The organism is Vibrio sp. 1078-1, assembly GCF_033340475.1.
In genome coordinates this window covers 34,179-58,002 of the sequence record NZ_JAWOWM010000004.1, presented here as the reverse complement: position 1 = coordinate 58,002, position 23,824 = coordinate 34,179, and the positions used below count along the sequence as shown (strand labels likewise).

Annotated in this window: 22 protein-coding genes; 7 read left to right on the top strand and 15 right to left on the bottom strand. The window is 46.4% G+C overall.

Features of this window, described 5'->3' with window-relative positions; translation table 11 throughout:
* Nucleotides 1-141: 141 nt before the first annotated feature.
* From R7190_RS10115 to R7190_RS10095, 5 genes are all read right to left on the bottom strand, one after another.
* A complete protein-coding gene (locus R7190_RS10115) occupies nt 142-1,806 on the bottom strand; it encodes a diacylglycerol kinase family protein (protein ID WP_186584552.1) in 1,665 nt (554 codons plus the stop codon).
* A gap of 144 nt (nt 1,807-1,950) precedes the next feature.
* Nucleotides 1,951-2,382, bottom strand: coding sequence for a hemerythrin domain-containing protein (locus R7190_RS10110; RefSeq protein ID WP_005379185.1), 432 nt, complete (start codon nt 2,380-2,382; stop codon nt 1,951-1,953).
* A 104-nt stretch (nt 2,383-2,486) separates the two neighbouring features.
* Nucleotides 2,487-2,684 carry a hypothetical protein gene (locus R7190_RS10105; protein WP_005394413.1) on the bottom strand — a complete coding sequence of 66 codons (198 nt, stop codon included), beginning with the start codon at nt 2,682-2,684 and terminating at the stop codon, nt 2,487-2,489.
* An 8-nt stretch (nt 2,685-2,692) separates the two neighbouring features.
* The gene (locus R7190_RS10100) at nt 2,693-2,869 is read right to left on the bottom strand and encodes a DUF1328 family protein (protein WP_005379177.1); all 177 of its coding nucleotides are present in this window, start codon (nt 2,867-2,869) and stop codon (nt 2,693-2,695) included.
* A 45-nt stretch (nt 2,870-2,914) separates the two neighbouring features.
* Complete coding sequence (locus R7190_RS10095) at nt 2,915-3,466, bottom strand: BON domain-containing protein (protein ID WP_005379174.1); 552 nt, start codon at nt 3,464-3,466, stop codon at nt 2,915-2,917.
* Nucleotides 3,467-3,901: 435 nt separating this feature from the next.
* Here R7190_RS10095 and R7190_RS10090 point away from each other — a divergent pair, with 435 nt between their 5' ends.
* Entirely contained in the window at nt 3,902-5,245 is a 1,344-nt protein-coding gene (locus R7190_RS10090) for a sigma-54 interaction domain-containing protein (protein ID WP_005382945.1), read from the top strand.
* A gap of 93 nt (nt 5,246-5,338) precedes the next feature.
* Here the strand turns inward: R7190_RS10090 and R7190_RS10085 are convergent, their stop codons facing one another.
* From R7190_RS10085 to ftnA, 3 genes are all read right to left on the bottom strand, one after another.
* Nucleotides 5,339-6,532: an NAD(P)/FAD-dependent oxidoreductase gene (locus R7190_RS10085; protein WP_005382944.1), complete on the bottom strand. Its 1,194-nt coding sequence runs from the start codon at nt 6,530-6,532 to the stop codon at nt 5,339-5,341.
* A gap of 179 nt (nt 6,533-6,711) precedes the next feature.
* Nucleotides 6,712-7,035 carry a universal stress protein UspB gene (gene uspB / locus R7190_RS10080; protein WP_005382937.1) on the bottom strand — a complete coding sequence of 108 codons (324 nt, stop codon included), beginning with the start codon at nt 7,033-7,035 and terminating at the stop codon, nt 6,712-6,714.
* A 91-nt stretch (nt 7,036-7,126) separates the two neighbouring features.
* Nucleotides 7,127-7,654: a non-heme ferritin gene (gene ftnA / locus R7190_RS10075; protein WP_005379167.1), complete on the bottom strand. Its 528-nt coding sequence runs from the start codon at nt 7,652-7,654 to the stop codon at nt 7,127-7,129.
* Nucleotides 7,655-7,936: 282 nt separating this feature from the next.
* Between ftnA and uspA the strand changes: the two genes are divergently transcribed.
* Both uspA and R7190_RS10065 read left to right on the top strand, forming a co-directional pair.
* Nucleotides 7,937-8,362 (top strand): universal stress protein UspA, encoded by a 426-nt coding sequence (uspA, locus tag R7190_RS10070; protein WP_005379165.1) that lies wholly within the window; start codon nt 7,937-7,939, stop codon nt 8,360-8,362.
* Between the two features lie 64 nt (nt 8,363-8,426).
* Entirely contained in the window at nt 8,427-9,305 is an 879-nt protein-coding gene (locus R7190_RS10065) for a carboxylate/amino acid/amine transporter (RefSeq protein WP_025768287.1), read from the top strand.
* Nucleotides 9,306-9,374: 69 nt separating this feature from the next.
* On the opposite strand, the gene R7190_RS10060 is transcribed toward R7190_RS10065, so the two are convergent.
* The 3 genes from R7190_RS10060 to R7190_RS10050 form a co-directional block, all read right to left on the bottom strand.
* Nucleotides 9,375-9,947, bottom strand: coding sequence for a hypothetical protein (locus R7190_RS10060; RefSeq protein WP_017635031.1), 573 nt, complete (start codon nt 9,945-9,947; stop codon nt 9,375-9,377).
* A gap of 186 nt (nt 9,948-10,133) precedes the next feature.
* Nucleotides 10,134-10,913, bottom strand: coding sequence for a class I SAM-dependent methyltransferase (locus R7190_RS10055; protein ID WP_017635032.1), 780 nt, complete (start codon nt 10,911-10,913; stop codon nt 10,134-10,136).
* A gap of 89 nt (nt 10,914-11,002) precedes the next feature.
* Complete coding sequence (locus tag R7190_RS10050; protein WP_186584553.1) at nt 11,003-14,128, bottom strand: EAL domain-containing protein; 3,126 nt, start codon at nt 14,126-14,128, stop codon at nt 11,003-11,005.
* Between the two features lie 113 nt (nt 14,129-14,241).
* On the opposite strand from R7190_RS10050, the gene asnC reads away from it, so the two are divergent.
* The gene (gene asnC, locus R7190_RS10045; protein ID WP_005389595.1) at nt 14,242-14,706 is read left to right on the top strand and encodes a transcriptional regulator AsnC; all 465 of its coding nucleotides are present in this window, start codon (nt 14,242-14,244) and stop codon (nt 14,704-14,706) included.
* Between the two features lie 66 nt (nt 14,707-14,772).
* On the opposite strand, the gene prlC is transcribed toward asnC, so the two are convergent.
* Nucleotides 14,773-16,815 carry an oligopeptidase A gene (gene prlC / locus R7190_RS10040; RefSeq protein ID WP_017635033.1) on the bottom strand — a complete coding sequence of 681 codons (2,043 nt, stop codon included), beginning with the start codon at nt 16,813-16,815 and terminating at the stop codon, nt 14,773-14,775.
* A 399-nt stretch (nt 16,816-17,214) separates the two neighbouring features.
* Here prlC and R7190_RS10035 point away from each other — a divergent pair, with 399 nt between their 5' ends.
* The gene (locus tag R7190_RS10035) at nt 17,215-18,054 is read left to right on the top strand and encodes a 23S rRNA (adenine(2030)-N(6))-methyltransferase RlmJ (protein WP_005379158.1); all 840 of its coding nucleotides are present in this window, start codon (nt 17,215-17,217) and stop codon (nt 18,052-18,054) included.
* A 259-nt stretch (nt 18,055-18,313) separates the two neighbouring features.
* Nucleotides 18,314-19,669, top strand: a complete 1,356-nt coding sequence (gene gorA / locus R7190_RS10030; RefSeq protein WP_005379157.1) for a glutathione-disulfide reductase — start codon at nt 18,314-18,316, stop codon at nt 19,667-19,669.
* 80 nt (nt 19,670-19,749) lie between these two features.
* Here the strand turns inward: gorA and R7190_RS10025 are convergent, their stop codons facing one another.
* Nucleotides 19,750-20,655 carry a LysR family transcriptional regulator gene (locus tag R7190_RS10025; RefSeq protein WP_005379156.1) on the bottom strand — a complete coding sequence of 302 codons (906 nt, stop codon included), beginning with the start codon at nt 20,653-20,655 and terminating at the stop codon, nt 19,750-19,752.
* Nucleotides 20,656-20,776: 121 nt separating this feature from the next.
* Here R7190_RS10025 and xapA point away from each other — a divergent pair, with 121 nt between their 5' ends.
* Complete coding sequence (gene xapA, locus R7190_RS10020; RefSeq protein WP_025793785.1) at nt 20,777-21,601, top strand: xanthosine phosphorylase; 825 nt, start codon at nt 20,777-20,779, stop codon at nt 21,599-21,601.
* Nucleotides 21,602-21,706: 105 nt separating this feature from the next.
* Here the strand turns inward: xapA and R7190_RS10015 are convergent, their stop codons facing one another.
* Both R7190_RS10015 and R7190_RS10010 read right to left on the bottom strand, forming a co-directional pair.
* Nucleotides 21,707-22,318, bottom strand: coding sequence for a bifunctional 4-hydroxy-2-oxoglutarate aldolase/2-dehydro-3-deoxy-phosphogluconate aldolase (locus R7190_RS10015; RefSeq protein ID WP_005394384.1), 612 nt, complete (start codon nt 22,316-22,318; stop codon nt 21,707-21,709).
* Between the two features lie 9 nt (nt 22,319-22,327).
* Nucleotides 22,328-23,704, bottom strand: a complete 1,377-nt coding sequence (locus R7190_RS10010) for a GntP family permease (protein ID WP_012841240.1) — start codon at nt 23,702-23,704, stop codon at nt 22,328-22,330.
* Nucleotides 23,705-23,824 lie beyond the last annotated feature (120 nt).

Sequence of the window (23,824 nt, the reverse complement as noted above, 5' to 3'; positions counted from 1 at the left end):
GGTGCAGATAGAAAAAAGCCGCTGCATCTACGCAGCGACCTTAATAGCCTTTTTACGACGCACACCAAATCATCAAACAACACAGAAAAAGCGCCATGTAGAATACGAAGCAAATGGCGCGTTATCCGCGGATTATCTGTGTTAAAGCGAAGCTGATTTACGTCTCTGGCTTGGAACAAATACGTTCAATGACTTTGGACGCAGCTTGATTGCCAGTTGCTCATCAGAATACAGTTCACCATCAATCACATACTCAATCGGTTTATTCGCAGAAATAGTGACGCTCTGAGCCGTCGCGTATTGAAAATGTGTCGATTCTTCCTGTGCGCCTACGCTCGTTAATGTCAGATCCGACAATGCGATAAGACGTCCGCCTAAAGACTCGGTGTGATCTAAATATGTGATATGCAGCTTGCCATCATCAGGCTGCGGCGCATCACCACCTTGGGCAAGCAACGTACTAAATGGAGCGATATTCGCAACGACAAAACTATGGACTTCAAGCGTTTGTGTATTATTGTCGTGGTTTCCATCTCCAGTTGGAGCATCTAACGAAACGGTTAAAGCTTGCGTTTCTTCCGCCACTACAGCATTAAAAAAGCCGGTGAGGTAAGCGAGTTGTCCAAAAACATTTTTCTCTTCTCGCTGAGCGTGCTCGATCATTTTCTGTTCTAGCCCAATGCCTAAGACCAATAAAATAAGCCGCTGATTACATTCCGCAGTATCAATACGTTGGCAGTGTCCGCCAAGCAACGCTTCACACGCTTTTTCGACTGGTGAGAATTTTGCGCCAACGCCATAGAGCACATGACATAACGCATTGGCAGTTCCGAGCGGAACAATACCGAGTTTGAGGTCGGTATCCACCAATTGGCTCGCCACCTCTGTTACTGTGCCATCGCCACCAGCTACGATGATTTGCTTAGCTCCACTTTCTTTTGCCTGTTGTGTTAGCTGCTCGGCGCTGAGGTTTGTGGTGGTTTGATGAATACTCAAGCGATATTTTTTGGTTAGTTCACGAATCAAGTGCTGTTCGTTTTCCTCCCATTTGCCGCCACCTGCAACAGGGTTAACCACCATCCAAGTGGATTGATCCAGCCCCAGTACGCCTTTTTCACTGATCGCTCGTAACGTCCTAATCTGTAATTTATTCAATCTCGCGGTACTGCGTACGTCATTGATTTTTTTCATCACGGATTCAACCGTCAGTGACGGGTCTTTGCTCAGTAAATACGCCGCCACAACAAACACTGAACGACCACGCCCTAACGCACAATGCACAACCACTGCCCGCGAGCACGAGATTTGAGTATCAATCCAGTTAATCGCATGGCGAAGGCGCTCTAGCGTCGGGGCTTTGTGGTCGAGTACCGGAATCGAAAGGTAATGAAACTGCTTGTCGGTCATCGCACTTTCAAGGCCTGCAAATTCTGCGGTGACATCGACAATACAAGAGATTTCATTGGATTCGAGAAAATCTAAGTCACTCTGAAACAAACGGCGAGATAGGTATAAATTGTCGCTGACTTTTTGGATTGGAGGCACTGTATCACGCCGTCTTTCCCAGGCGTTATACGCTCTAGCCCCCAATAGAAATGGGATGAATGCCCAGCGAATCCACCTGACAATCTTGCCATCTTGGTTTTTTCTAAAAATAGAGGGAATGTCGAATACGTAGGCTACGCTGACCAACGCTAAAGAAAGAGATATCCACAAGAACAGCAAACTAACGATAATTTGAGGCGTATATATAGCGGCCAATAAACTGATCAGAGCGCCAAGAATATAATATTTGATGATAAACATTCGCTCTCCTTGCCTTCAGCGAGTGCACTTTTTAGTGGAAGTTAGAATACGCGGGGGATTGAGCTTGGATACATGAACTTGAGTAAACGCCTTGATTGAGTGCCTTCCCGTGCCGAAATGGCACGAAAAGGTCCAACACTCTACCTAGCTTGCCATCTCTTCAACATAACCATCCGCTAGTTTCATTTTCTGCTTATCGGTCATTACTTTGCCGGCTAACTGGAAGAAACGCTGTTCTTCTTCCTCAAGATGGTGCAACACTTTGTGACGCAAGGTTTTCATTAGGTTGAGCCACGCTGGCGAGCTCATATCGGTTGCATCAAGCTGTGCAATCACTTTATCAATTTCATGATGCTCTGCGATGCCATGGCGAGTGAGATCAATGGTCTTATCGCTATCTATTAAAGGCGCGTAGAAAAATCGCTCTTCTGCCGCTGCGTGCTGTTCGAGTTCCTCTTTAAGGTTGTGGTAAAACTCTTCACGAGCGGGGGAATCTCCAGACGTTTCCATCAGAGCATCGAGTAAAAGGCGCTGCTTTTCATGACTCTCTTTCAGTACATCAAATATGTTTTTCATCTTTGACTCCTTATCTGATTGTAAACAATTGGGACAAAAGGAAGGGCGGTGATTGACCGCCCCTCTCTTACATAGCTATGCGTAAAAAACCTAACCTGATTCGGCTAACAGTCTTGGTCTTCAGCGTTTAGATTTTCTTTAATGTTTTCACATTCATCTTCAATCGCATTTTGGGTTTCTTCGGCGGCTTCATCTATCTTTTTGCCGGCCTGTTCCATTGGCCCTTCTTCACTACAAGCTGCCAACGCAAACACCAAACCGAATACTGCGGCGATACGGTAAATAAATGACGTAAGTTGCATGGAATCTCCTATCTATTTACGTTTTTTCTTCCTAGCAGAACAATCACTATTGATACAATTAATGACAATAGGAATAGGTAAAATATCACTTGCGCGATAGAGGCAGCAGCTCCTGCAATACCAGTAAAGCCTAATAGTGCAGAAATTAGTGCCAGTGCCAGAAAAATAAACATCCAACGAACCATAGTGTTACCTCCTAATAAAAGTGGGTTAAATCACTCGGCTCGCTATTATTGAACCACTTCTAGCTTATCAATCACCTTATTTACGTCATTGGTGTTATTTGCAATTGAAATTGCAAGATCATGCTCCGCATCTGAATTAACTTTACCTGCCAACGTTACCGTTTTGCGTTCTGTCGTTACATCAATATCCGTACCACTCACATTGGTATCCATTAGTAGGCGCGTTTTAACTATAGTCGTGATTTTAGAATCGGTCAGTGTAGCTAAAGCTTCTGAATCAGTTTCTTTCTTGCCTTCATTCACTACTGACAATTCGTTGTTTACTTTTTTCACACCATCAAGACCAGTAACAAGCTCTTCGGCAAGTGATTTTTCAAGATCATTGTTTACCGAACCAGAAAGGGTAACGACCTGATTCTCAACATCGGTATTGATATCAAAAGAGTTGAGATTGCTGTTTAGCAGTAGTGTGGTTTCAGCTTTACCATCTAGCCAAGCGTCCATGGATTCTTTTTCCCATTTATCACTCGCTAAGACTGCTGTAGATGAAGTAGCAAGAACTGACGTAAGTACAATTTTAGCTGCGATGTTATTCATGGTAATTCTCCTTTATTGACGTTGCACTTCCCTAGGAGCAAACCATGTGCCAACTTTATAACTTATTGTTTTTAATTAACTAATAAAGAAAAGAGGTAAAAATGAGATGAGCAATAAAGTATAAGCATGAATTATTTACACGTAAAAAATGTAATTTTTAATCGGTGATAAGCCTCCGTCACTTGTGCCGAAATAACCTGATAAAACAGAAAGGCTATTTCTCCAGAATCAATTAATAGCAAAATTATTATTTAAAAAATAAAAATCTGAACAAAAGGAAATATCTACTGATGGCTCTCACCGATATATATCAAAAAGGGGCTAACAACATAAAAATACCGAACAAATCCTTAAATCTATGCTGACAATATTTTGTCTTGTGAAGTGAGAATAATCCACGTACATTGTTTCTGTCATAGTAAAGAGGACATTTCTATGTCGATGCCAAGCCTGTTTCTAAGAATACAAGATCCATCACTTAAAAATGCCATCGCTTCTTGCCAGGAACTGAACAAATTTCGTCTGCATGACATCGATGCCGCAGACCAATGGATTGAAGATTTCCTACAACTCAAACCGGAAGTTGCGATTGTTGAAGTCGCCCACTTTACTAGTGCAGATTATCAACGTCTTTCTAATATCGAAGACATCTACGATATGGACTTGATCATCATTAGCTCAGGCGCTCCAAACGAGAACTTGGATAAGCTGATGAACTTGGGTGCTATTTTTCACTACAGAAAGCCCGTTGATATTGCCATTCTGACGGACACCCTGAGCGAAGTCAGCCAGTACTATCAACACAAACAAGATCAAGGGCGTAAAGTGTCCACCAGCGATCTTGACCAATTTGGTCTTTTGGTCGGCTCTTCCTCTCCGATGCATCAGCTCTATCGTATGATCAGGCGCGTTGCTAAAACAGAAGCCAACGTCCTTATTGTCGGTGAAAGTGGATCAGGCAAAGAACTGGTGGCGCAGACCATCCACTTAGCGAGTGAGCGTAAACAACAGCCCTTTATAGCGATTAACTGTGGTGCCATTAGCCCTGAATTGGTTGATAGTGAACTGTTTGGCCATGAGAAAGGCGCTTTTACCGGAGCAAATAAAACTCACCAAGGTGTATTTAAGCAGGCAGAGGGCGGCACCCTATTTTTAGATGAAATCACCGAGATGCCTATCGAGCATCAAGTGAAGCTATTACGGGTGCTAGAAACCGGAGAGTATCGCCCAGTTGGCAGTAATACGGTTCATATCGCTAATACTCGCATCATTGCTGCTACAAACCGTGATCCTAAAATCGCCATTGAGGAGCAGTTCCTGCGTGAAGATCTGTTTTTCCGCTTATCGCATTTCCCATTAACGATACCGCCACTGCGAGAACGAGGCGGTGATATCGTCGGTCTGGCCAAGCACTTTATCGCGCACCGCAACGCCAATGAGGCAAAAACCAAAACGATTCTTGACTCTGCGATCCAAAAAATCGCTGCACACGACTGGCCAGGTAATGTCCGTGAGCTCAAACACACGATCGAGCGTGCATTTATTTTGGCTGATGACACCATCCGAGATGAACACCTTATCTTCGACACACCACCATTGGAAACAGGCACCAGCATCGAAGACCTTGTTCCGGCGGGCGTTTCGCTAGAAGAGCTAGAAAAAGCCGCCATTCTCAATACCCTTGAAGAGAATCAAGGCAATAAAACGGAATCAGCGCAGGAGTTAGGCATTAGCGTGAAAACGCTCTATAACAAACTCGAAAAGTATCAAGACGAGTAACTCGCTATGGGAATACAAAAAGAGCACTGACTTTTATTCAGTGCTCTTTTTGTATCTTATCTTTTATGCAGTTAGGCTGCGTTTGGTGTTTGATTAAACCCACTGCCCCGCAACAAAGCCGCTCGACCAGCACCACTGAAAATTGTAGCCCCCTAGCCAACCAGTCACATCCATCACCTCACCAATAAAATAAAGCCCTTTAATGTCTTTGCATTCCATGGTTTTCGAGGATAAGTGATCAGTATCGACACCGCCGAGTGTCACTTCCGCAGTTCGGTAGCCTTCAGTGCCATTCGGGGCGATATCCCAATGCTCTAGGCGCTCCACAATCGCCGCAAGCTCCTTTTGATTGAACTGTTTTAGCGGTTTATCGACTAGCTCTTTACGTTCAATTAAGACTTCAACCAGACGCTTAGGCAGCACTTTGGCAAGCGTATTCTTGAGTGACTGATTTGGATGCTTCTCACGACTGCGTTCTAATAACTCAGCAACATCATCGTTTGGCACAAGATTGATCAACACCTTTTGTCCGGCCCGCCAGAATGAAGAAATCTGTAACACTGCTGGACCAGATAACCCACGATGTGTGAACAACAGGGCTTCTTTGAACATGGTGCCATCTTCAGCCGTAATTTCCGCAGGTACCGCGATACCGGATAACTCAGCAAAGTCTTCTTTGTCTTCTTTATGCAGAGTAAATGGTACAAGACCTGCCGTGGTTGGGATAACTCGAAGACCAAATTGTTCCGCGACTTTATAACCAAATGGTGTCGCCCCCAGTTTTGGCATCGACAAACCACCTGTTGCGATAACTAAAGACTCACATTCGACAATCTCAGTACCAGCATGCAAACGAAAGCCTTCATCAATTTTTTCAATCGAATGAACATCGCATTGGTAACGCTGCTCGATGTTCGGCATGTCACACTCAGCTAACAACATCTTCACGATATCTTTGGCCGTAAATGCATCGACACAAAACAACTGGCCGTGATCACGCTCTTCGAACTCAATGCCATGTTTACACACCATCGAGATGAAATCCCAGTTAGTGTATTGGGAGAGCGCCGACTTAACAAAGTGCGGGTTTTGACACAAATAGTGATTAGCTGAAACGTCGTAGTTAGTGAAGTTACAACGACCACCGCCCGAGATAAGGATTTTACGTCCTGGCTTTTTAGCATGATCGAGCACCAAAACACGGCGGCCTCGCTTGCCTGCTTCTGCAGCACACATTAAACCTGCTGCGCCTGCGCCAATTACAACAACATCAAATTTCTTACTCATCGGTAGCTCTTAGACTGATTGGTATCGAATCAAAATAAAAAAGGATGTGCACATTGCACATCCTTGCTTTCTAGGCGCGACATTCTACCGACAAATACCGAAAGGGAAAAGCGCTTAAACTCTAAGCGCTCTGTATGTCCGCAAAATCTCAGACAGAACAACTTCTGGATTATTGACTCTTAGAGAATGAAGGCCGCAAGTAGCGTCACGCCGAGCAACGCGGTCGATAGAACAAACAATTCACGCACTCTTTCACACTTACCAGTAAAAATTTCATCGTGGTGATGATGATATTCTTTACTTTTAATGTAGTGATACAACCTCACCTGCTTGGTGACATTTCCATGAGTAGTAAAAAAACCATTACCATCAACTTGCTGATATAACAGCGGATGCGCTTCACGCATGATATAAATTAGAGAACGAAGAGCGGTGAGATACCGGATCATATTAACTCCAGTTACCACCATTAGCGCAAATAAGATTGTGTCTCCACTGATCATCTTTTCCTCCCTACATCTTCAACAATGCTCAAGAGAAAAAGACGACCAAGACTTCGTCTTTACCCGCTACTTACAACGTCCCAAAACGCGTTTACGCAGCTGGAGCATCCATGATTGAAGATGAACCTTCTTTCGCCATTTGTGCTAGATCTTTGTCGATGAAGAACAACGCTTTACCGTCTTCACCTACCAGTTCGATCTTATCTAAAATCCCTTTAAACAACTTCTCTTCTTCGTGCTGTTCTGACACGTACCACTGTAGGAAGTTAAACGTTGAGTAGTCTTGGCTAGTAAATGCAACGTGCGCCAGTTTGTTGATTTTTTCCGTGATCATTTGCTCATGTTCAAATGTCTCGCGAAAAACGTCACCTAGGCTCGCAAAGTCATGCTTTGGCGCATCAATAGCGCCTAAGATTGGCATTGAGCCAGTTTCACTCACGTAAGTGAATAGGCGTTGCATGTGCTCCATTTCTTCTACGGCGTGAGCGCGTAAAAATTCAGCCGCACCTTCAAAACCTTTGTCTTCACACCAAGCACTCATTTGTAAGTATAGATTGGATGAGAAAAATTCTAGGTTAATTTGCTCATTCAATTGTTCGACCATAGTTTGAGACAGCATGTTAACTCCTATTATTGTGCATGCAATATACCCAAGTAACCTCGAAATAAATGACGCTGCGAGAATAGCTTGGTCTGGCAGACACGGCGAAGTTTCACTTCAACTCCAGTCAGTAACACTACGCTTATTTCAGCATATCAAAGTCACTTGGGTATAACGCCACTATAACATGATTACTGAGACAAGACTTTGTACCTACGGCACCGATATGAGATCACTTCAGCAAATTTTTTTTGGGGTTGGTGCTAATCTAAAACTATGACCTTACAAGGAGATAGCAATATGAGTTACAAACACATACTTGTGGCAGTCGACCTTTCAGACGACAGTAAAGTGTTGATTAAGAAAGCCGTATCACTGGCTAAACCTCTGGATGCGAAAGTCTCTTTTATTCACATCGACGTGAACTACGCAGAACTCTACACTGGGCTTATCGATATCAATATGGCAGAAGCGCAACATCAAGCAATGGAAGCATCGCGCACACAATTGGCAAACTTCGCAGAATATGCGCAATACCCAATTGCCCATACTTTAGTCGGTAGTGGCGATTTGAGTAATGAGTTGTGCGATACCATTCAAGACTACAGTATCGATTTGGTGGTTTGTGGTCATCACCAAGATTTCTGGAGCAAGATTCTATCTTCGACTCGACAGCTTATTAACTGCTCACCAGTCGATATGCTGGTCGTACCGCTAAAAGACTGATTGGCGCAACGATAAAACTTGGTTAGACTGCGGGCACATTTGTTGTTGATAAAGATTCTCATCCATGGCTTATCTATCCGCAGTTACCCTACTTTGGGCATTCTCATTTAGCCTGATCGGCGTTTACCTCGCCGGTCAGGTTGATTCTTGGTTCTCGGTGTTCATGCGCGTGGCACTGGCGAGTTTGGTTTTCATTCCCTTTTTGAAATTCCGTGGCGTTAGCAAATCCCTAATCGCGAAACTGATGACTGTCGGTGGCTTCCAGCTCGGTTTGATGTATTGCTTCTACTACCAATCTTTTTTGCTCCTTTCCGTGCCAGAAGTATTGCTGTTCACCGTATTCACACCCATTTACGTCACGCTAATCTATGACTTCTTGAAAGGTCGCTTTTCACCTTGGTACTTAGTTACCGCTGCAATAGCCGTATTTGGTGCCGCCTGGATTAAATTTGCAGGCATTAATGAAGATTTCCTACTGGGCTTTTTGGTCGTACAAGGAGCAAACCTCTGCTTTGCCATCGGTCAGGTGGGCTACAAATATATCATGGAGAGTGAGCCCGTCGATTTGCCACAACACACCGTGTTTGGCTACTTCTACTTAGGTGCACTTTGTGTAGCAACCGTGGCTTTCGCGCTCATGGGTAACCTCGACAAACTACCAACCACTACAACGCAATGGGGCATTCTGACATACCTTGGGTTGATTGCTTCTGGTTTTGGTTACTTTGCTTGGAACAAAGGCGCGACTATGGTGAACGCAGGTGCACTGGCAGTAATGAACAATGCATTGGTTCCGGCGGGCTTGATTGTAAACATTGTGATTTGGAACCGCGATGTTGATGTCATGCGACTCGCCATTGGCGGTGCGATCATCATGCTATCCCTATGGATTAACGAAACCTGGGTGAAAAAGCGCGTAGAGATGAGCTACGCCAATAAGTAACGCAGCTAATCCTATAAACATTTCGACAATAAAAAACGCTCTCCGACTGGAGAGCGTTTTTTTATTTGATTAATGCACTTTGGCTTGTGAGATTGCGTTCATCAAAGCATTAGGTGGCGTTGGCAGCAACACTTCTAGTTTCGCATTACGCGCTTCCAGTTTACGCTGACGCTTAAGTAACTTTTGTTGTTTTTTCGCCACTTTTAGCAACTTCTTTTGCTGCTTATAGTGCTTTTTCAGTGCTTTTTTCGCTTTCTTGAGCGATTTTTTATCGGCCAAATCAAACAGTGCAGGAGCCGCCATCGACACTGGTGTCACCACTTTCGCGGCTTGTTTCTTCTCTTTCACTCGCTCGACCACACGTTTCACGATCGCCGCCTTTTCTGCGCTGTGTTTTGACGTGACGGAAATGGATTGCGCAGGCAGCGCTTCAGCTAACAAACCGCATGCTTGTTGCTCGTTTAACGGCTTGTCTTGGCATTTTTGTGGAGGAATTGCGGCAGGCTTACACAATGAGTCTTTAGAAGCGGAAGAGCGTGCACAAGAGCGACAAACGAACTTAGGTGCGACGACCAAACGGTGAATGTCACCCAAGTTGGCCGCAATTTGTTTGCGGTTCATCTTACATAAGCGTTTAGACATTCGACTACTCCAGCTTCCCAATTATCGACAGCATCACAACAAGTGAAATAATAATAATTCTTAGTTAGATATACAGTCAGAGTGTCGAATTAGCAAGTGAAAACTATCAATAGTGTTCAGGAAAGAATGGCAGCGTCACAGCACTTGGTTCAATGCTGTGACGAGAAGTTTTTGCGAGTCAGGAGGTTATGCCATCGAGGCTTTGACGTAGACGTCGAAACGATTCTTTTTGGTTTCAATCGCCATGCTTGGCTTTTGCTCGTTCAGCCAATTCGCGTAGTCCGGGCGTTTAACTACTACACGCTTTGTGGCTAACGCCATGGCTGGTCCTAGTAGGCCATCGGCGTCCAAATCAGCGCCAACCAACGATTGGAAAACGCGCATTTCTTTTTTCACGAGCGCCGACTTCTTTTTATTTTCTGGGTGCGGATACATCGGGTCAAGATACACCACATCTGGCTGGACAAAGTCTTTATCTTGCGCCAATTGTTCCAGCGCATCATGGCTAGAAGCATGGATTAGCGACATGCGCTCAGATACCCAGGTGCCGATTTCTGGGTCTTGTTTCGCTCGATCCAAGCCATCATCTAACAAAGCCGCTACGACTGGATGACGCTCGACCATCTGCACTTTACAACCTAGCGAGGCGAGCACAAACGCATCACGACCAAGACCTGCCGTGCCGTCTAACACGGTTGGCGTTGCCCCTTTGTTCAACCCCGCAGCTTTCGCAATTGCCTGGCCTTTACCACCACCGAACTTGCGACGATGACCGACCGCACCACCAATCAAATCCACAAAGATTGCACCCAGCTTTGGCTCATCCACTTTACGTAGCTCCAAACGCTCGGTGGTTAGCACCAAAGCAAAATCGCTATCGTCAGTGTGTGAAAGCTGCCAACGCGCAGCGAGTTCATCAAGATGAGATTGTTGAGACGGGTTTTCACAGATCAATTGCAGTTGCAAAAGGAGGCTCCAATAAAAATCGAGGTAACTGGCGCTGAGTGTATACCTAAGTTACCTATTAATGCTAGGTTGAGCTTGCTACGCAGAGGTTATACAGCCGTCAGTTGCTCCACTAGCTCAGAAAGCGGCTTAGGATGGCCAATACCGTAGCCTTGGCCGTAGTCCACACCGAGGTCTATCAAATGCTGCATGACCTGGTCATTTTCGACAAACTCCGCCACCGTCACTTTGCCTAGTTGCTTCGCCAAGTCATTGATTGAACGAACCATCACGCGGTCCATTTCATTTACGTTGATATCTTGCACGAAAAGACCATCAATTTTCACGATATCGACAGGAAGTTTCTTTAAGTAACCAAATGAAGACAATCCAGATCCGAAATCATCCAATGCAATCATGCAACCCAAAGACTTTAGCTTGGTAAACAACTCAATGGCTTGATCCAGATTGCTCATCGCCGCTGTCTCGGTGATTTCTAAGCAGATTTTTTCACACGGCAGAGTCGAACTTTCCAATCGCTCCAATAAGAAGTCAATAAACTCTTGATTCCCCATAGATTGACCTGAAAGGTTTATCGAACAGCGACCAAGCTGTTCAACCACCTCAGGACGCTGTTCAAACCACTCTAGTGTTTGAGTAATAACCTGCTTATCAATCCAATGGGCAATGTTGTAGCGCTCGGAAGCAGGGATAAACAGCGCAGGAGAAACATAATCACCGTACCCATTGCGAATACGCACCAAAATCTCAAAATACATTTGAGTCTCGTGCTTTTGTAAGCTTTTTATCGGTTGAGCAAACAGTTCTAAACGTTGATTCGACAATGCCTCATGCACCAAATTGACGCTCTGCATTTCCATCTGACGACGCTGCAACTCTTCGTTATCTAAGCTGAATAGATTATAGCGGTTACGGCCTTGCTCTTTAGCGGCGTGACAAGCAGAGTCTGCTTGAGCGTGCACCATTTGTGGCGTATCAGCGGTATGATCGATGATACGGATACCAATTGAGCAACTGATGAACAGGCGTGTGTCTTCCCAAATAAAGAGGTGTTCGCTTAGTGTCGAGATGATCAGTTTGGCAATATTGATGGCGCCATATTCGTCACAGTCTTTGAGTAACACCGCAAACTCATCGCCTCCCATTCGAGCCAAGATGGAATTGTACGGCAGAACGCCTTCCAGCATACTTGCGCAGAATTGAATCGCCGCATCACCTGCATCATGCCCAACCGTATCATTGAGGACTTTTAGTTGATCTAAGTCGAGGTACAACATGGCGTGGACTCGACGATGGCTGTCCACTTCGCACAGTGCGGTCTTAAGCTCTAGTTCAAAATGGTTTCTGTTGTAAGTCCCCGTCAGTAAGTCATAGCGAGCTTGGTATTCCAATTTCTCGGAGAGCAGTTTGGTTTCGGTAATATCTTCGCCCACAATCAGCAGTTGCTCAGATTCACTCAGCGGACGAATATTCTCGCGCACCCAAACACGATGACCATTTGCATGACGATACTCGACTTCACGTCGCCAAACACCATGCACTTGCTGGTTGGGTTGCAATAACACTTGGCGAGGGAACAGAACTTTGTCATCAAAATAGAACTCCCTCAGGCGATGTCCGAGCATGTCCATCGGTTTGTAGCCAAGAAGTAGTTGAGCAAATCGATTCACTTCTTGAATTCGGTTATTACTATCAAGCGTCACCATCATCACGGGCTGCTGCTCATAATAGTTGCGTAGGGTTGACTCACGTTGGTAGAGCTTGTCCTCCATCAATTTACGACTGGTAATATCGCGCGCTTCAAACAAGTATTGCTTATGATTCCCTACTTGCTGAGAAAAAGGCTTGAGCGAAACTTCTAACACCAAGGCGCCGTGTTCTTTACTCCAAATTTCAGCTTCAAACGTCGACACTTGATGGTGAGGCGCATGGAAATACTCCTCTAGCAGCGCTTGGGCTTTCTCACTCCAGTTGGGATGAAACCAAAGTGGTCGGTCTAAACGCAGTCCTTGGTGATAAAGTAAGGATTGAAGGTGATCGTTGCCCGATTTAAGCACACCGTTGGCATCCAAAATGCCCATATACTGCATGCTCTGATCGAAAATCGATTCTAGAATAGCCTGGCTTTCTCGCGCAGCGCTCTCACTGCGACGCATCCGCTGTAAATAATAACCCATCAGCAAAATGACCACCGACATCACCACAAACAGACTACCAAACAGGCGAATTTCCTTGGCAAAACGTTCAGAAAGCTTCATTGGCTTATTAAAAAATACCGCAGAAACCTCTTGTTCAGCCCCCAATCCCCAACGCGCTACCGCTTGGTAATCGAGCTTTATTTCAGAATCACTTTTTTTCACGGCAGGCAGAGGCTGATCAGGGTTATCCAAAACGAATTCAAGCATCTCTGCACTCTCAATACCATGCCGATAACCACTTTGAATAACCCCTCCAACTGCGCCATGACCCAAACCAATGTCATGCACCATAAACAGCGGCGCGTTTGAGACTTTGTTGACACCAACCCAGTCACGCTCGCTGCCAACCATACCTTGTTTATCTCGGTAATAGGTCCAGAACAAGACGACTTTATCGGAACTCAGTTTTGCGACTTGTTGTTTTAGATCGATGATGCTGTCTGGGACAAGTTGTACGATTTTGTCTCGATATTGCGGGAACTTGAGGACAAAATTGTCGATTTGATAACGCAACACCTCACCGGTCACCGAGTGGTCACTGACGATGAGAACTTGTGTGTAGTTCGGATGTAAGCGCTCAATAAGAGCGAGATTCGCTTCCAAATCGACATCTTCCATGACTCCGGTTGCATTCAGAGAACGATGTAAAGAAGGATGGTCGTTATTAATGCCGTTAAATATAACTGGGGTGTCTTTGATGATTGGGGCTAAACGCTGCATGAGTTCAAGCGCATTGTTATCGCTCACTAAAATGGCATCGAATCGCTCTTTGCGTAATTTCGTAAGATATAAGGATTTTAGTTGTGCAAAAAACTGCTCACTCTGGTTACGTTTCGAGTCTAGATAGAGCACACGCATGTCCAGCGCTCGATCGCCCAGCTGTTGCTCGATGCCTCGCTGTATGGAGTCCGTCCAGAAAAAACCCTGATGATAGGAGTGCACGACCAACACCTTCGGATCTGAGGCCGTAGCAAACGCGCTCCAACATAGCGCGGCAATAACCAGAAAACGCTGCACATTATCTCCATAGCTCGGAGTTAACCCGCAGTTACTCCTGCCAAACCTTGTGAATCCTATCCGCTATGAGTATAAAAGGGAGGTAAAACTCTATCCCTAACGGAAATCATAGTATGAATGCGAGCCTGCCGAAACTCGACGACCTTGACCGCGCAATATTAAAAACACTAATGGCTGACGCCAGAACGCCCTACGCAGAAATGGCAAAGCAGTTCGATGTCAGCCCTGCCACTATCCATGTGCGTATCGAGAAGATGAAGTCGGCTGACATCATCGAAGGAACGGAGGTGATCATCAATACTAAAAAGCTTGGCTACGATGTGTGCTGCTTTATTGGTATTAACCTCAATGCAGCTCGTGATTACCACTCCGCGTTAGAAAAACTCAACGCGCTCGACGAAGTCGTTGAAGCTTACTACACCACGGGCGCGTATAACATATTCGTCAAATTGATGTGCAAATCGATTGAAGAGCTGCAATTTGTACTGATCGACAAGCTGCAAGCCATTGATGAGGTTCAGTCCACGGAGACATTGATATCGTTGCAGAACCCGATCAACCGAAACGTAAATCCGTAAAATTTTTTATAAAAACTGTACAAAAAAGGCCAACCGAACGGTTGGCCTTGATGTTTTTTGCTCAATTTACGCCGCAATACCCGAATGGCGCAACAGTGCATCGATTTGTGGCTCGCGGCCACGGAAGCGCTTAAACAGCTCCATTGGCTCTTCACTGCCCCCCATTTCTAGGATGTTGTTCAGGAAGCTTAGACCCGTCTCTTTGTTGAAGATGCCTTCTTCTTCAAAGCGAGAATACGCGTCTGACGACAGCACTTCAGCCCACAGGTAGCTGTAGTAACCCGCACTGTAGCCACCAGCAAAAATATGGCCGAAGCTGTGTGAGAAACGCGCCCACTCAACCGCAGGAACTACCGCGACTTTCTCTTTCACTTTCGCCAGAGTTTCCAGTACACGCGCACCCACTTCAGGGTCATATTCGGTGTGAAGCGTGAAGTCGAACAAGCCGAATTCTAGCTGACGCAAAATACCCATCGCAGATTGGAAGTTTTTCGCTGCGAGCATTTTGTCTAGCATCGCTTTAGGTAGCGGCTCACCTGTCTCATAGTGACCAGAAATGAACGCCAGCGCATCCTCTTCCCAACACCAGTTTTCTAGGAACTGACTTGGTAGCTCAACCGCATCCCAAGGCACGCCATTAATACCTGAAACAGCACCTGTATCAACTTGCGTCAACATGTGGTGGATTCCATGACCAAACTCATGGAATAGCGTCACGACTTCATCGTGCGTGAACAGTGCTGGTTTGTCGCCCACTGGACGGTTGAAGTTACACGTTAGATACGCAACCGGCGTTTGCAGCTCGCCAGATAGCGTAACGCGACGACCACGACAATCATCCATCCACGCGCCGCCACGTTTGTGTTCACGAGCGTAGAGATCTAGGTAGAAACTGCCACGGAGTGTGCCTTCAGCATCAAAGATATCGAAAAAGCGCACGGACTCATGCCAAGTGTCTACGCCTTCGCGCTCAGTAACGGTCATGCCAAACACGCGGTTTAGCACTTCAAACAGACCGCTCACGACTTTTGACTCTGGGAAGTATGGGCGCAGTTCTTCATCCGAAATTTGGAACAGGTGCTGCTTTTGTTTCTCGCTGTAGTAAGCGATATCCCAAACGTTCAGCTCTTCAACACCAAACTCACTTTTCGCAAACTGACGTAACTCTTCGACTTCACGTTCACCTTGCGGTTTCGCTCGTGTCGCTAGGTCATTCAGGAAGCCCAGCACTTGATCCGGCGTTTCAGCCATCTTTGTTGCTAACGACTTTTCACTGTAAGTATTGAAACCTAGCATACGTGAAATTTCATGGCGCAGTTTTAGCTGCTCAGTAATGATTTCTGAGTTATCCCATTTGCCTGCGTTTGGACCTCGATCAGAAGCGCGCGTCACGTACGCTTCGTACACTTCTTTACGCAACTCTTGGTTATCGCAGTACGTCATGACAGGTAGGTAAGATGGGATATCTAGCGTAATGAGGTAACCATCTAACTCTTTTGCTTCTGCGGCAGCTTTCGCTGCTGCCAGCGCCGATTCTGGCATACCTGCTAGGTCTTTCTCGTCTGTGATGTGCTTGGTCCAACCCATGGTGGCATCCAGCACATTGTTAGAGAATTTAGAGCTCAGCTCAGACATACGTTTGCTGATCTCGCCGTAACGGTGCTGCTCATCGGATGGCAAACCAATGCCTGATAACTCGAAATCACGCAGTGCATCAGTGATGGTTTTCTGCTGGGCACGAGTTAACGTTGCAAATTCTTCGCTCGCTTTGATGGTTTTGTACGCTTCGTACAACCCTTTATGCTGACCAACCCAAGTGCCGTACTCTGACAAAATTGGTAGGCAACTTTCGTAAGCTTCACGTAGCTCTTCGCTGTTCACTACCGAGTTCATGTGACCCACTGGCGACCAGATGCGGCTTAAGCGATCATCCGCTTCTTCAATTGGCGCAATCACACTGTCCCAAGTTGGGTGAGCGTTGTCTTGTAGAACTTCATCGATTTTTGCTCGGCAGTCAGCAATCGCTTGCTCAACGGCAGGCTTGATGTGTTCTGGTTTAATTTGAGAAAACGGAGGTAGGTCCGTAAACGTCAGAAGAGGATTAGACATGAATAATTCCTTTTGTGTTTTGACTCTGTGATTGCCTGTCTATTTTGTGTAGATAGGCCAACTCAATGTACAGACGAGCCAGCAACATGGATTGGGGGAGCTCCGTTCCCTTTCTCTATGCCGCGATGACCATCTTATAGTCAACCAGCGCTACTCTGTCCTTGAGTCTTGTTATACCTAAATGAGATTTCACACCCTTTTGAGTGCGAGAAACTTACCTAGTTCAATTCGATTACCAATAGTAAGTGTGGGTGACTTAAAGAAATTTCAATAGCGTCCCCTTATCAGAGGAACAGATTTGATTGGAAGTTCTACATCTTTAAGTTACTTGAGTATAATACCGCCATAGAGTGAAAATCACAGACCACACTCAACCAAAGAGTGTTTCGAGAGTTTAATTTGTTAAGTTACCGCCACAGCTTCCACGCTGGCAACCATGCCGACGTGGTCAAACACATCGTTCAAAGCCTCATTCTTGATGCGCTGAAACAAAAAGATAAGCCATTCGTTTATCACGATACCCACTCGGGTGTGGGCCGTTACGATCTGACTCACGAATGGTCTGAAAAAACGGGCGAATACAAACAAGGCATCGCACGTATTTGGGATAACCCAAGCATTCCCGAAGACATCAAAAGCTACATCGATGCCATTAAAGTGCTCAACAACGGCGAGAAGCTGCGTTACTACCCAGGCTCACCACGTGTAGCGCGCGCGCAAATCCGCCCACAAGATCGCATGGTGCTGACCGAGTTGCACCCGGCCGATCACCCATTGTTAGAGCAAGAATTCCATCGTGATCGCCAAGTGAGCATCTTCAAAGAGGACGGGTTCCAACGCCTCAAAGCAAGCTTACCGCCACAAGAACGTCGTGGTTTGGTGCTGATTGACCCACCATACGAACTCGCGAAAGAGTATCGCGATGTGGTACGAGCGATTCATCAGAGCCATAAACGTTGGGCAACCGGTATCTACGCAATTTGGTACCCAGTGGTAAACCGCCACGACATCGAAGATATGATCGAAGGCTTGGAAGCACTGGGTATTCGTAAAATTCTGCAAATCGAGTTAGGTGTTGCACCAGATACCAACGAGCGCGGCATGACGGCATCCGGCATGATTGTGATTAACCCGCCATGGAAACTGGAAAGCCAGATGAAAGAGATTCTGCCATTCCTGCAAGACGCGATCGCACCAGCAACTGGCCACTGGAAAGTGGACTGGATTGTGCCAGAGTAAGCACTTCAGTACTGCTATCTTCAAGCGCAACGATATTCTCGTTGCGCTTTTTTATGCTCTCACCTTCTCCCTCCAGTCGTGCTTATTCTTCTTTTTGTGCCTCTCATCGCTATTTGTCATAAGTATTGTCGCTTTTTCCCATTTAGGAATTAGTCGAATTCGATTTATGATAGTGGGATAACGGTGGCATTGAGTTCGGGCAAGGTCATCCCAATCTATCTATGTACCAGATAAAATTTATAAGCTCTTGGAGAAAGTAATGGCGACTCATTTTGACTATATCTGTATCGGTGGCGGCAGTGGCGGCATCGCATCTGCAAACCGTGCGGCGATGTACGGCGCGAAAGTTGCGCTAATCGAAGCTCAAGACCTTGGCGGTACCTGTGTAAACGTAGGTTGTGTACCGAAAAAAGTGATGTGGCATGGCGCGCAAATCGCAGAAGCAATGAACCTGTACGCAGAAGATTACGGTTTTGATGTCGACGTGAAAGGTTTCGACTGGAGCAAACTGGTTGAGAGCCGTCAGGCATACATCGGTCGTATTCACCAATCTTACGATCGCGTTCTTGGCAACAACAAAGTAAACGTGATTAAAGGCTTTGCTAAGTTTGTTGACGAAAAAACTGTCGAAGTAAACGGTGAACACTACACAGCAGATCACATACTGATCGCGGTTGGTGGTCGTCCTACTATTCCAAACATTCCAGGCGCTGAATACGGCATCGATTCAAACGGCTTCTTCGACCTAGCAGAGCAACCAAAACGCGTTGCGGTTGTGGGCGCAGGCTACATCGCAGTTGAAATTGCTGGCGTACTGCACGCGCTAGGTACAGAAACGCACCTGTTCGTACGTAAAGAGTCACCACTGCGTAGCTTCGATCCAATGATCATCGATACATTGGTTGAAGTGATGGACGCAGAAGGTCCAAAACTGCACACCCACTCTGTACCAAAAGAAGTGGTAAAAGAAGCCGATGGCAGCCTAACTCTGCACCTAGAAAACGGTGAAAGCCAAAACGTTGACCAACTGATTTGGGCAATCGGTCGTCACCCAGCGACAGACGCAATCAACCTAGCGTCAACCGGTGTGGCAACGAACGAAAAAGGCTACATCAAGGTAGACGAATACCAAGAAACTAACGTGAAAGGCATCTACTGTGTGGGTGACATCATGGAAGGCGGTATCGAGCTAACACCAGTAGCAGTGAAAGCGGGTCGTCAACTTTCTGAGCGTCTTTTCAACAACAAACCAAACGCGAAGATGGACTACGATTTGGTACCAACTGTGGTATTTAGCCACCCACCAATCGGCACTATCGGTCTTACAACGCAAGAAGCGGAAGAGAAGTACGGCAAAGACAATATCAAAGTCTACACGTCTGGCTTTACGGCGATGTACACCGCCGTTACTAAGCACCGTCAACCATGTAAGATGAAGCTTGTATGTGCGGGCGAAGAAGAAACGGTTGTTGGTCTGCACGGCATCGGTTTCACGGTAGATGAAATGATCCAAGGCTTCGGCGTAGCAATGAAGATGGGCGCAACCAAAGCAGACTTCGACTCTGTTGTGGCTATCCACCCAACGGGCTCAGAAGAGTTCGTAACGATGCGTTAATTACGCGCTAATCGCATTGCTGATTTCAGCGAATCATTTGAAAAGGTCATCTTAGGATGACCTTTTTTGTTATCCCATGCTTAACTCGCATTCTCTAATAATGTGCGAATAAACTCGGCTTTAATAGCACTCTCCTGCTTACCATCATGAATCAGACACAAGTCTGCACGCAGTGACTCTTTCAGCTTGATAAAACGAATCCCATGCCAATGATGCTGAGAAAACGTCGACGGCACCAACGTCACGGTATTGCTGTTTGCCACATACGCCATCAAGGTGCTTGGCTCCACCACTTGTTTGCCAATATGGGGTGAAAAGCCTTCTTGCAGACAGGCATTGATGATGAAGTTTGCCGAGGCTGAATTCGCCAAACTCATAAACGCAAACTCACACGTCTTTAAATCTTGGAGCCGCAGCAAAGATTTGCTGGCTAACTCATGTTGCTCCGACACCGCCACCACAAACACATCTTTGCCCAAAGATACCGACTGATACGGATAAATGTTGAGTGCATCAGCAAAACGCACAATGCCCACATCGATTTTCTTCTCGCTAAGGTGCTTCTTTTGCGTCTCTGGGTTAAGGTCAAAAATGTCGGCGTGATAAGTGTCATGCTCAGCATGGAAGCGCTGTAACAGACGATCAAATCCGCCCCAAAATGCGCTACTTACCACACCAACTCGCAGGATATTTCTCTGGTTCAACCCCACTTGCTGCACTTGATTGAGCGAGACATCCAAGGTCTGAAAAATCAGTTGGCATTTGGACTCCAACAATCGTCCGGCCTCCGTTAGCATGACGTTTCTTGAATCACGCTCAAACAGTTTGACGTTAAGTACCTCTTCCAACTCTTTGATGCGATTGCTCAACGGCGAATTGGTGATATTGAGGTTCTCGGCCGCCTTAGTGAAATGCTTGGTTTGTGCGACCTCGTAAAAGTAACGCAGCATCTTCAGCGTCACGCGCTCAAATGGTTCTGACTTCATGCATTGAGTCCTAGCGAATTTCATCATCCTCTTTTTAAGGATGATAGTAGCGAATAAAGCAAAGATAACCAGCGCAGAAAGTCACACAATGGAATCAACACACAACCAGAAGGTGACTAACATGAATCACGATCCAGTAATCGGCGCGCTACAAACCATTCGCGAACGCAAACCAAACTTCCAACCTAAAGCGGCGTTTATTTTAGGCTCTGGCTTAGGCGTATTGGCAGACGAACTACAAGACAAAGTGGTCATTCCATACGAAGAGCTCGAAGGCTTTCCGGTTAGCACCGTGCAAGGCCACTCTGGTGAGTTGGTACTTGGCACCATGGGCGGCGTAGACGTAGTGTGCATGAAAGGTCGCGGTCACTACTACGAACACGGCTCAATGAAGGTCATGACCACGCCCGTACGCACCTTTAAAAAGCTGGGCTGTGAGTTTCTGCTCGTCACCAACGCGGCAGGCTCACTTCGCCCTGAGCGTATTGATGTCGGCTCTCTGGTGGTATTTCATGATCACATCAATACCATGCCTGAATCGCCAATGATCGGTCCGAATGATGAAGAGTACGGCCCGAGGTTCTTCAGCCTCGCCAATGCGTACGACAAAGACCTGCGCGCAGAAGCGTTTGAAGTCGGAAAAGCCAATGGCATTCACCTGAATGAAGGTGTGTTTGTCTCTTACACAGGCCCCAACTTTGAGACCGCAGCCGAAATCCGCATGATGCAAATCATCGGTGGTGATGTGGTGGGCATGTCGGTCGTGCCAGAAGTGATTTCTGCGGCGCATTGCGGCTTACCCGTATTGGCAGTGTGTGCGATCACCAACATGGCAGAAGGCTTGGGAGATGTAGAATTGTCTCACGCCCAAACATTGAAGTGCGCGAAGCTAGCCGAAGCAGATTTCATTCGCTTTATTAAGCGCTTTATTAAGCATCACTTCTAAAGCTGTTTCATTCCAAAAAGCAAAAGGGTCATCAAGTAACTTGATGACCCTTTTTCGTATCACTTTTTCTAACGTTCGGGGGTATTTCGGAGCCGTTTGTGCGTTTTACTTAACTGCGCGAACCAATTCAGCAATGCCTTCCCAATCGCCGTTGTCCATCATTGCGGTTGGCACCATCCACGTACCGCCACAAGCTACAACCGATTTCAGCGCTAGGTAATCTTCCACGTTGGATGGGCTCACGCCACCTGTTGGCATGAATTCCACTGGGTAAACCGCCGTGAGTGCTTTCAGCATGTTTACGCCGCCTGATGGCTCAGCAGGGAAGAACTTCAACGTACGCAGACCCATTTCCATCGCTTGCTCAACCAAGCTTGGGTTGTTTACACCCGGTACGATAGTCACACCACGTTGCTGACAGTATTTCACTGTGGTTGGGTTGAAGCCTGGGCTAACGATAAAGTCCACGCCCGCTTCGATCGCGATATCCACTTGTTCTGTGGTCAGAACGGTGCCCGCGCCAATCAACAATTCTGGGTACGCTTCACGCATGATGCGAATCGACTCCGCCGCCGCTTCGGTGCGGAATGTCACTTCCGCACATGGTAAACCGTTTTCTACCAACACTTTTGCCAGTGGCAGAGCGTGTGCTACGTCGTTGATTGCGATAACTGGGACGATTTTTATTTCTCTTAATCGTTGTTCAAGTGTTGTCATGGGGAACCTCTAAAGAATAAAGCTTAATGTTGCGACGATAATAAACGCGATACCGCCAAGTAACGTTTCCATTACCGTCCAAGTTTTTAATGTGGTTTTCTCATCCATCTCAAGCAGACGAGATACCAACCAGAAACCAGAGTCATTGAAGTGAGACAGTACCGTTGCACCACCCGCAATCGCGATTACGATAAAGCAAAGGTCGAGCTCACTCAAACCTGTTGATGCTGCCACAACTGGCGCGATAAGAGCCGCCGTAGTGGTTAGCGCTACGGTTGCCGAGCCTTGAGCAACACGCAGACAAGTTGAAATCACAAACGCCGCCACAATCACAGGCATACCTGTGTCTGTAAGAACGTCAGCCAGTGCATCACCAATACCGCTTGAGCGCAGTACGCCGCCAAACATGCCACCTGCACCCGTTACTAGGATAACACCACAGATAGGAGCCAATGACTCACCACATAATTTTTCTAGTTTTGCCATGCCGTAGTCTTTGGCAAACACAGCCAGACAGACAATCAAAGTGATCAGCAACGCAACTGGGGTTTTACCTAGCATACGTAGGAACTCAACCAGTGCCGTTTTACCATCAATCACACCCGCAACCGCCAGTGTGTTCAATACCGTATCCAAACAGATTAGCAGGACTGGCAGCACAAGGATGGTCATAACCGTGCCAAATTTTGGTGCGTTGCGCTCATCCACCATCGCTTCGCCATTAAAGAAGGCTTTAGATAGTGGGATATCGAATTTTTTGCCCGCGTACAAACCAAATAGGTAAGCGCCAAGGTACCAAGTTGGAATAGCAACCAGAATACCCACCACCAATAGCAGACCGATGTTTGCGCCAAGGAATTCTGCCGCTGCAACCGGACCTGGGTGTGGTGGAACAAACGCGTGCATAACCGCAAAAGCACCGGCAGCAGGCAACGCGTATTTAATTGGTGAGCCACCAAAACGAGCCGCCACACTTAGGATGATTGGCATCATCACTACAAGGCCTGCATCGAAGAAGATTGGGAAGCCAAACAGTAATGAAGCGACGCCCAAAGCAAATGGTGCGCGCTCTTTACCAAAGCGACCAATCAAAGTGTCTGCCAGCACTTTCGCACCGCCAGTCACTTCAAGAATTTTACCGATCATCGCACCAAGACCAACCAGCAATGCCACGGAAGCCAGCGTGCCGCCGAAGCCGCCCATCATGGTCGATACGACTTTCTCTGAAGGAACGCCAGTGGCGATTGCCGTACCTAAACTCACCATAGTAAGAGAAGCAAAAGCATGGACTTTCAGTTTAATGATCAGAACGAGTAACGCTGCAATGGCAAGGCCTGCAATCGTCAGTAGGAACGTAGGATCTGGGGCTTGGGTTAATTGCTCCATAGGTTCACCTTTAAGAATTATTGTTTGTGTTATGGTTCACATTTATTTCAGTTACCGGTAACATGTTACCGATAACATTAATAAGATAAACCCATATTTTAAAGTGAATTCAAAAATTGA

What these genes read in the sequence shown, in the direction of transcription:
- uspA (WP_005379165.1), top strand. Translation starts at nt 7,937, where the DNA reads ATGAGTTACAAACACATACTTGTGGCAGTCGACCTTTCAGACGACAGT.
- gorA (WP_005379157.1), top strand. Translation starts at nt 18,314, where the DNA reads ATGGCGACTCATTTTGACTATATCTGTATCGGTGGCGGCAGTGGCGGC.
- uspB (WP_005382937.1), bottom strand. Translation starts at nt 7,035, where the DNA reads ATGATCAGTGGAGACACAATCTTATTTGCGCTAATGGTGGTAACTGGA.
- R7190_RS10115 (WP_186584552.1), bottom strand. Translation starts at nt 1,806, where the DNA reads ATGTTTATCATCAAATATTATATTCTTGGCGCTCTGATCAGTTTATTG.
- R7190_RS10095 (WP_005379174.1), bottom strand. Translation starts at nt 3,466, where the DNA reads ATGAATAACATCGCAGCTAAAATTGTACTTACGTCAGTTCTTGCTACT.
- R7190_RS10010 (WP_012841240.1), bottom strand. Translation starts at nt 23,704, where the DNA reads ATGGAGCAATTAACCCAAGCCCCAGATCCTACGTTCCTACTGACGATT.
- xapA (WP_025793785.1), top strand. Translation starts at nt 20,777, where the DNA reads ATGAATCACGATCCAGTAATCGGCGCGCTACAAACCATTCGCGAACGC.
- R7190_RS10065 (WP_025768287.1), top strand. Translation starts at nt 8,427, where the DNA reads ATGGCTTATCTATCCGCAGTTACCCTACTTTGGGCATTCTCATTTAGC.
- R7190_RS10110 (WP_005379185.1), bottom strand. Translation starts at nt 2,382, where the DNA reads ATGAAAAACATATTTGATGTACTGAAAGAGAGTCATGAAAAGCAGCGC.
- asnC (WP_005389595.1), top strand. Translation starts at nt 14,242, where the DNA reads ATGAATGCGAGCCTGCCGAAACTCGACGACCTTGACCGCGCAATATTA.
- R7190_RS10085 (WP_005382944.1), bottom strand. Translation starts at nt 6,532, where the DNA reads ATGAGTAAGAAATTTGATGTTGTTGTAATTGGCGCAGGCGCAGCAGGT.
- R7190_RS10025 (WP_005379156.1), bottom strand. Translation starts at nt 20,655, where the DNA reads ATGAAGTCAGAACCATTTGAGCGCGTGACGCTGAAGATGCTGCGTTAC.
- R7190_RS10015 (WP_005394384.1), bottom strand. Translation starts at nt 22,318, where the DNA reads ATGACAACACTTGAACAACGATTAAGAGAAATAAAAATCGTCCCAGTT.
- prlC (WP_017635033.1), bottom strand. Translation starts at nt 16,815, where the DNA reads ATGTCTAATCCTCTTCTGACGTTTACGGACCTACCTCCGTTTTCTCAA.
- R7190_RS10105 (WP_005394413.1), bottom strand. Translation starts at nt 2,684, where the DNA reads ATGCAACTTACGTCATTTATTTACCGTATCGCCGCAGTATTCGGTTTG.
- R7190_RS10100 (WP_005379177.1), bottom strand. Translation starts at nt 2,869, where the DNA reads ATGGTTCGTTGGATGTTTATTTTTCTGGCACTGGCACTAATTTCTGCA.
- ftnA (WP_005379167.1), bottom strand. Translation starts at nt 7,654, where the DNA reads ATGCTGTCTCAAACTATGGTCGAACAATTGAATGAGCAAATTAACCTA.
- R7190_RS10090 (WP_005382945.1), top strand. Translation starts at nt 3,902, where the DNA reads ATGTCGATGCCAAGCCTGTTTCTAAGAATACAAGATCCATCACTTAAA.
- R7190_RS10060 (WP_017635031.1), bottom strand. Translation starts at nt 9,947, where the DNA reads ATGTCTAAACGCTTATGTAAGATGAACCGCAAACAAATTGCGGCCAAC.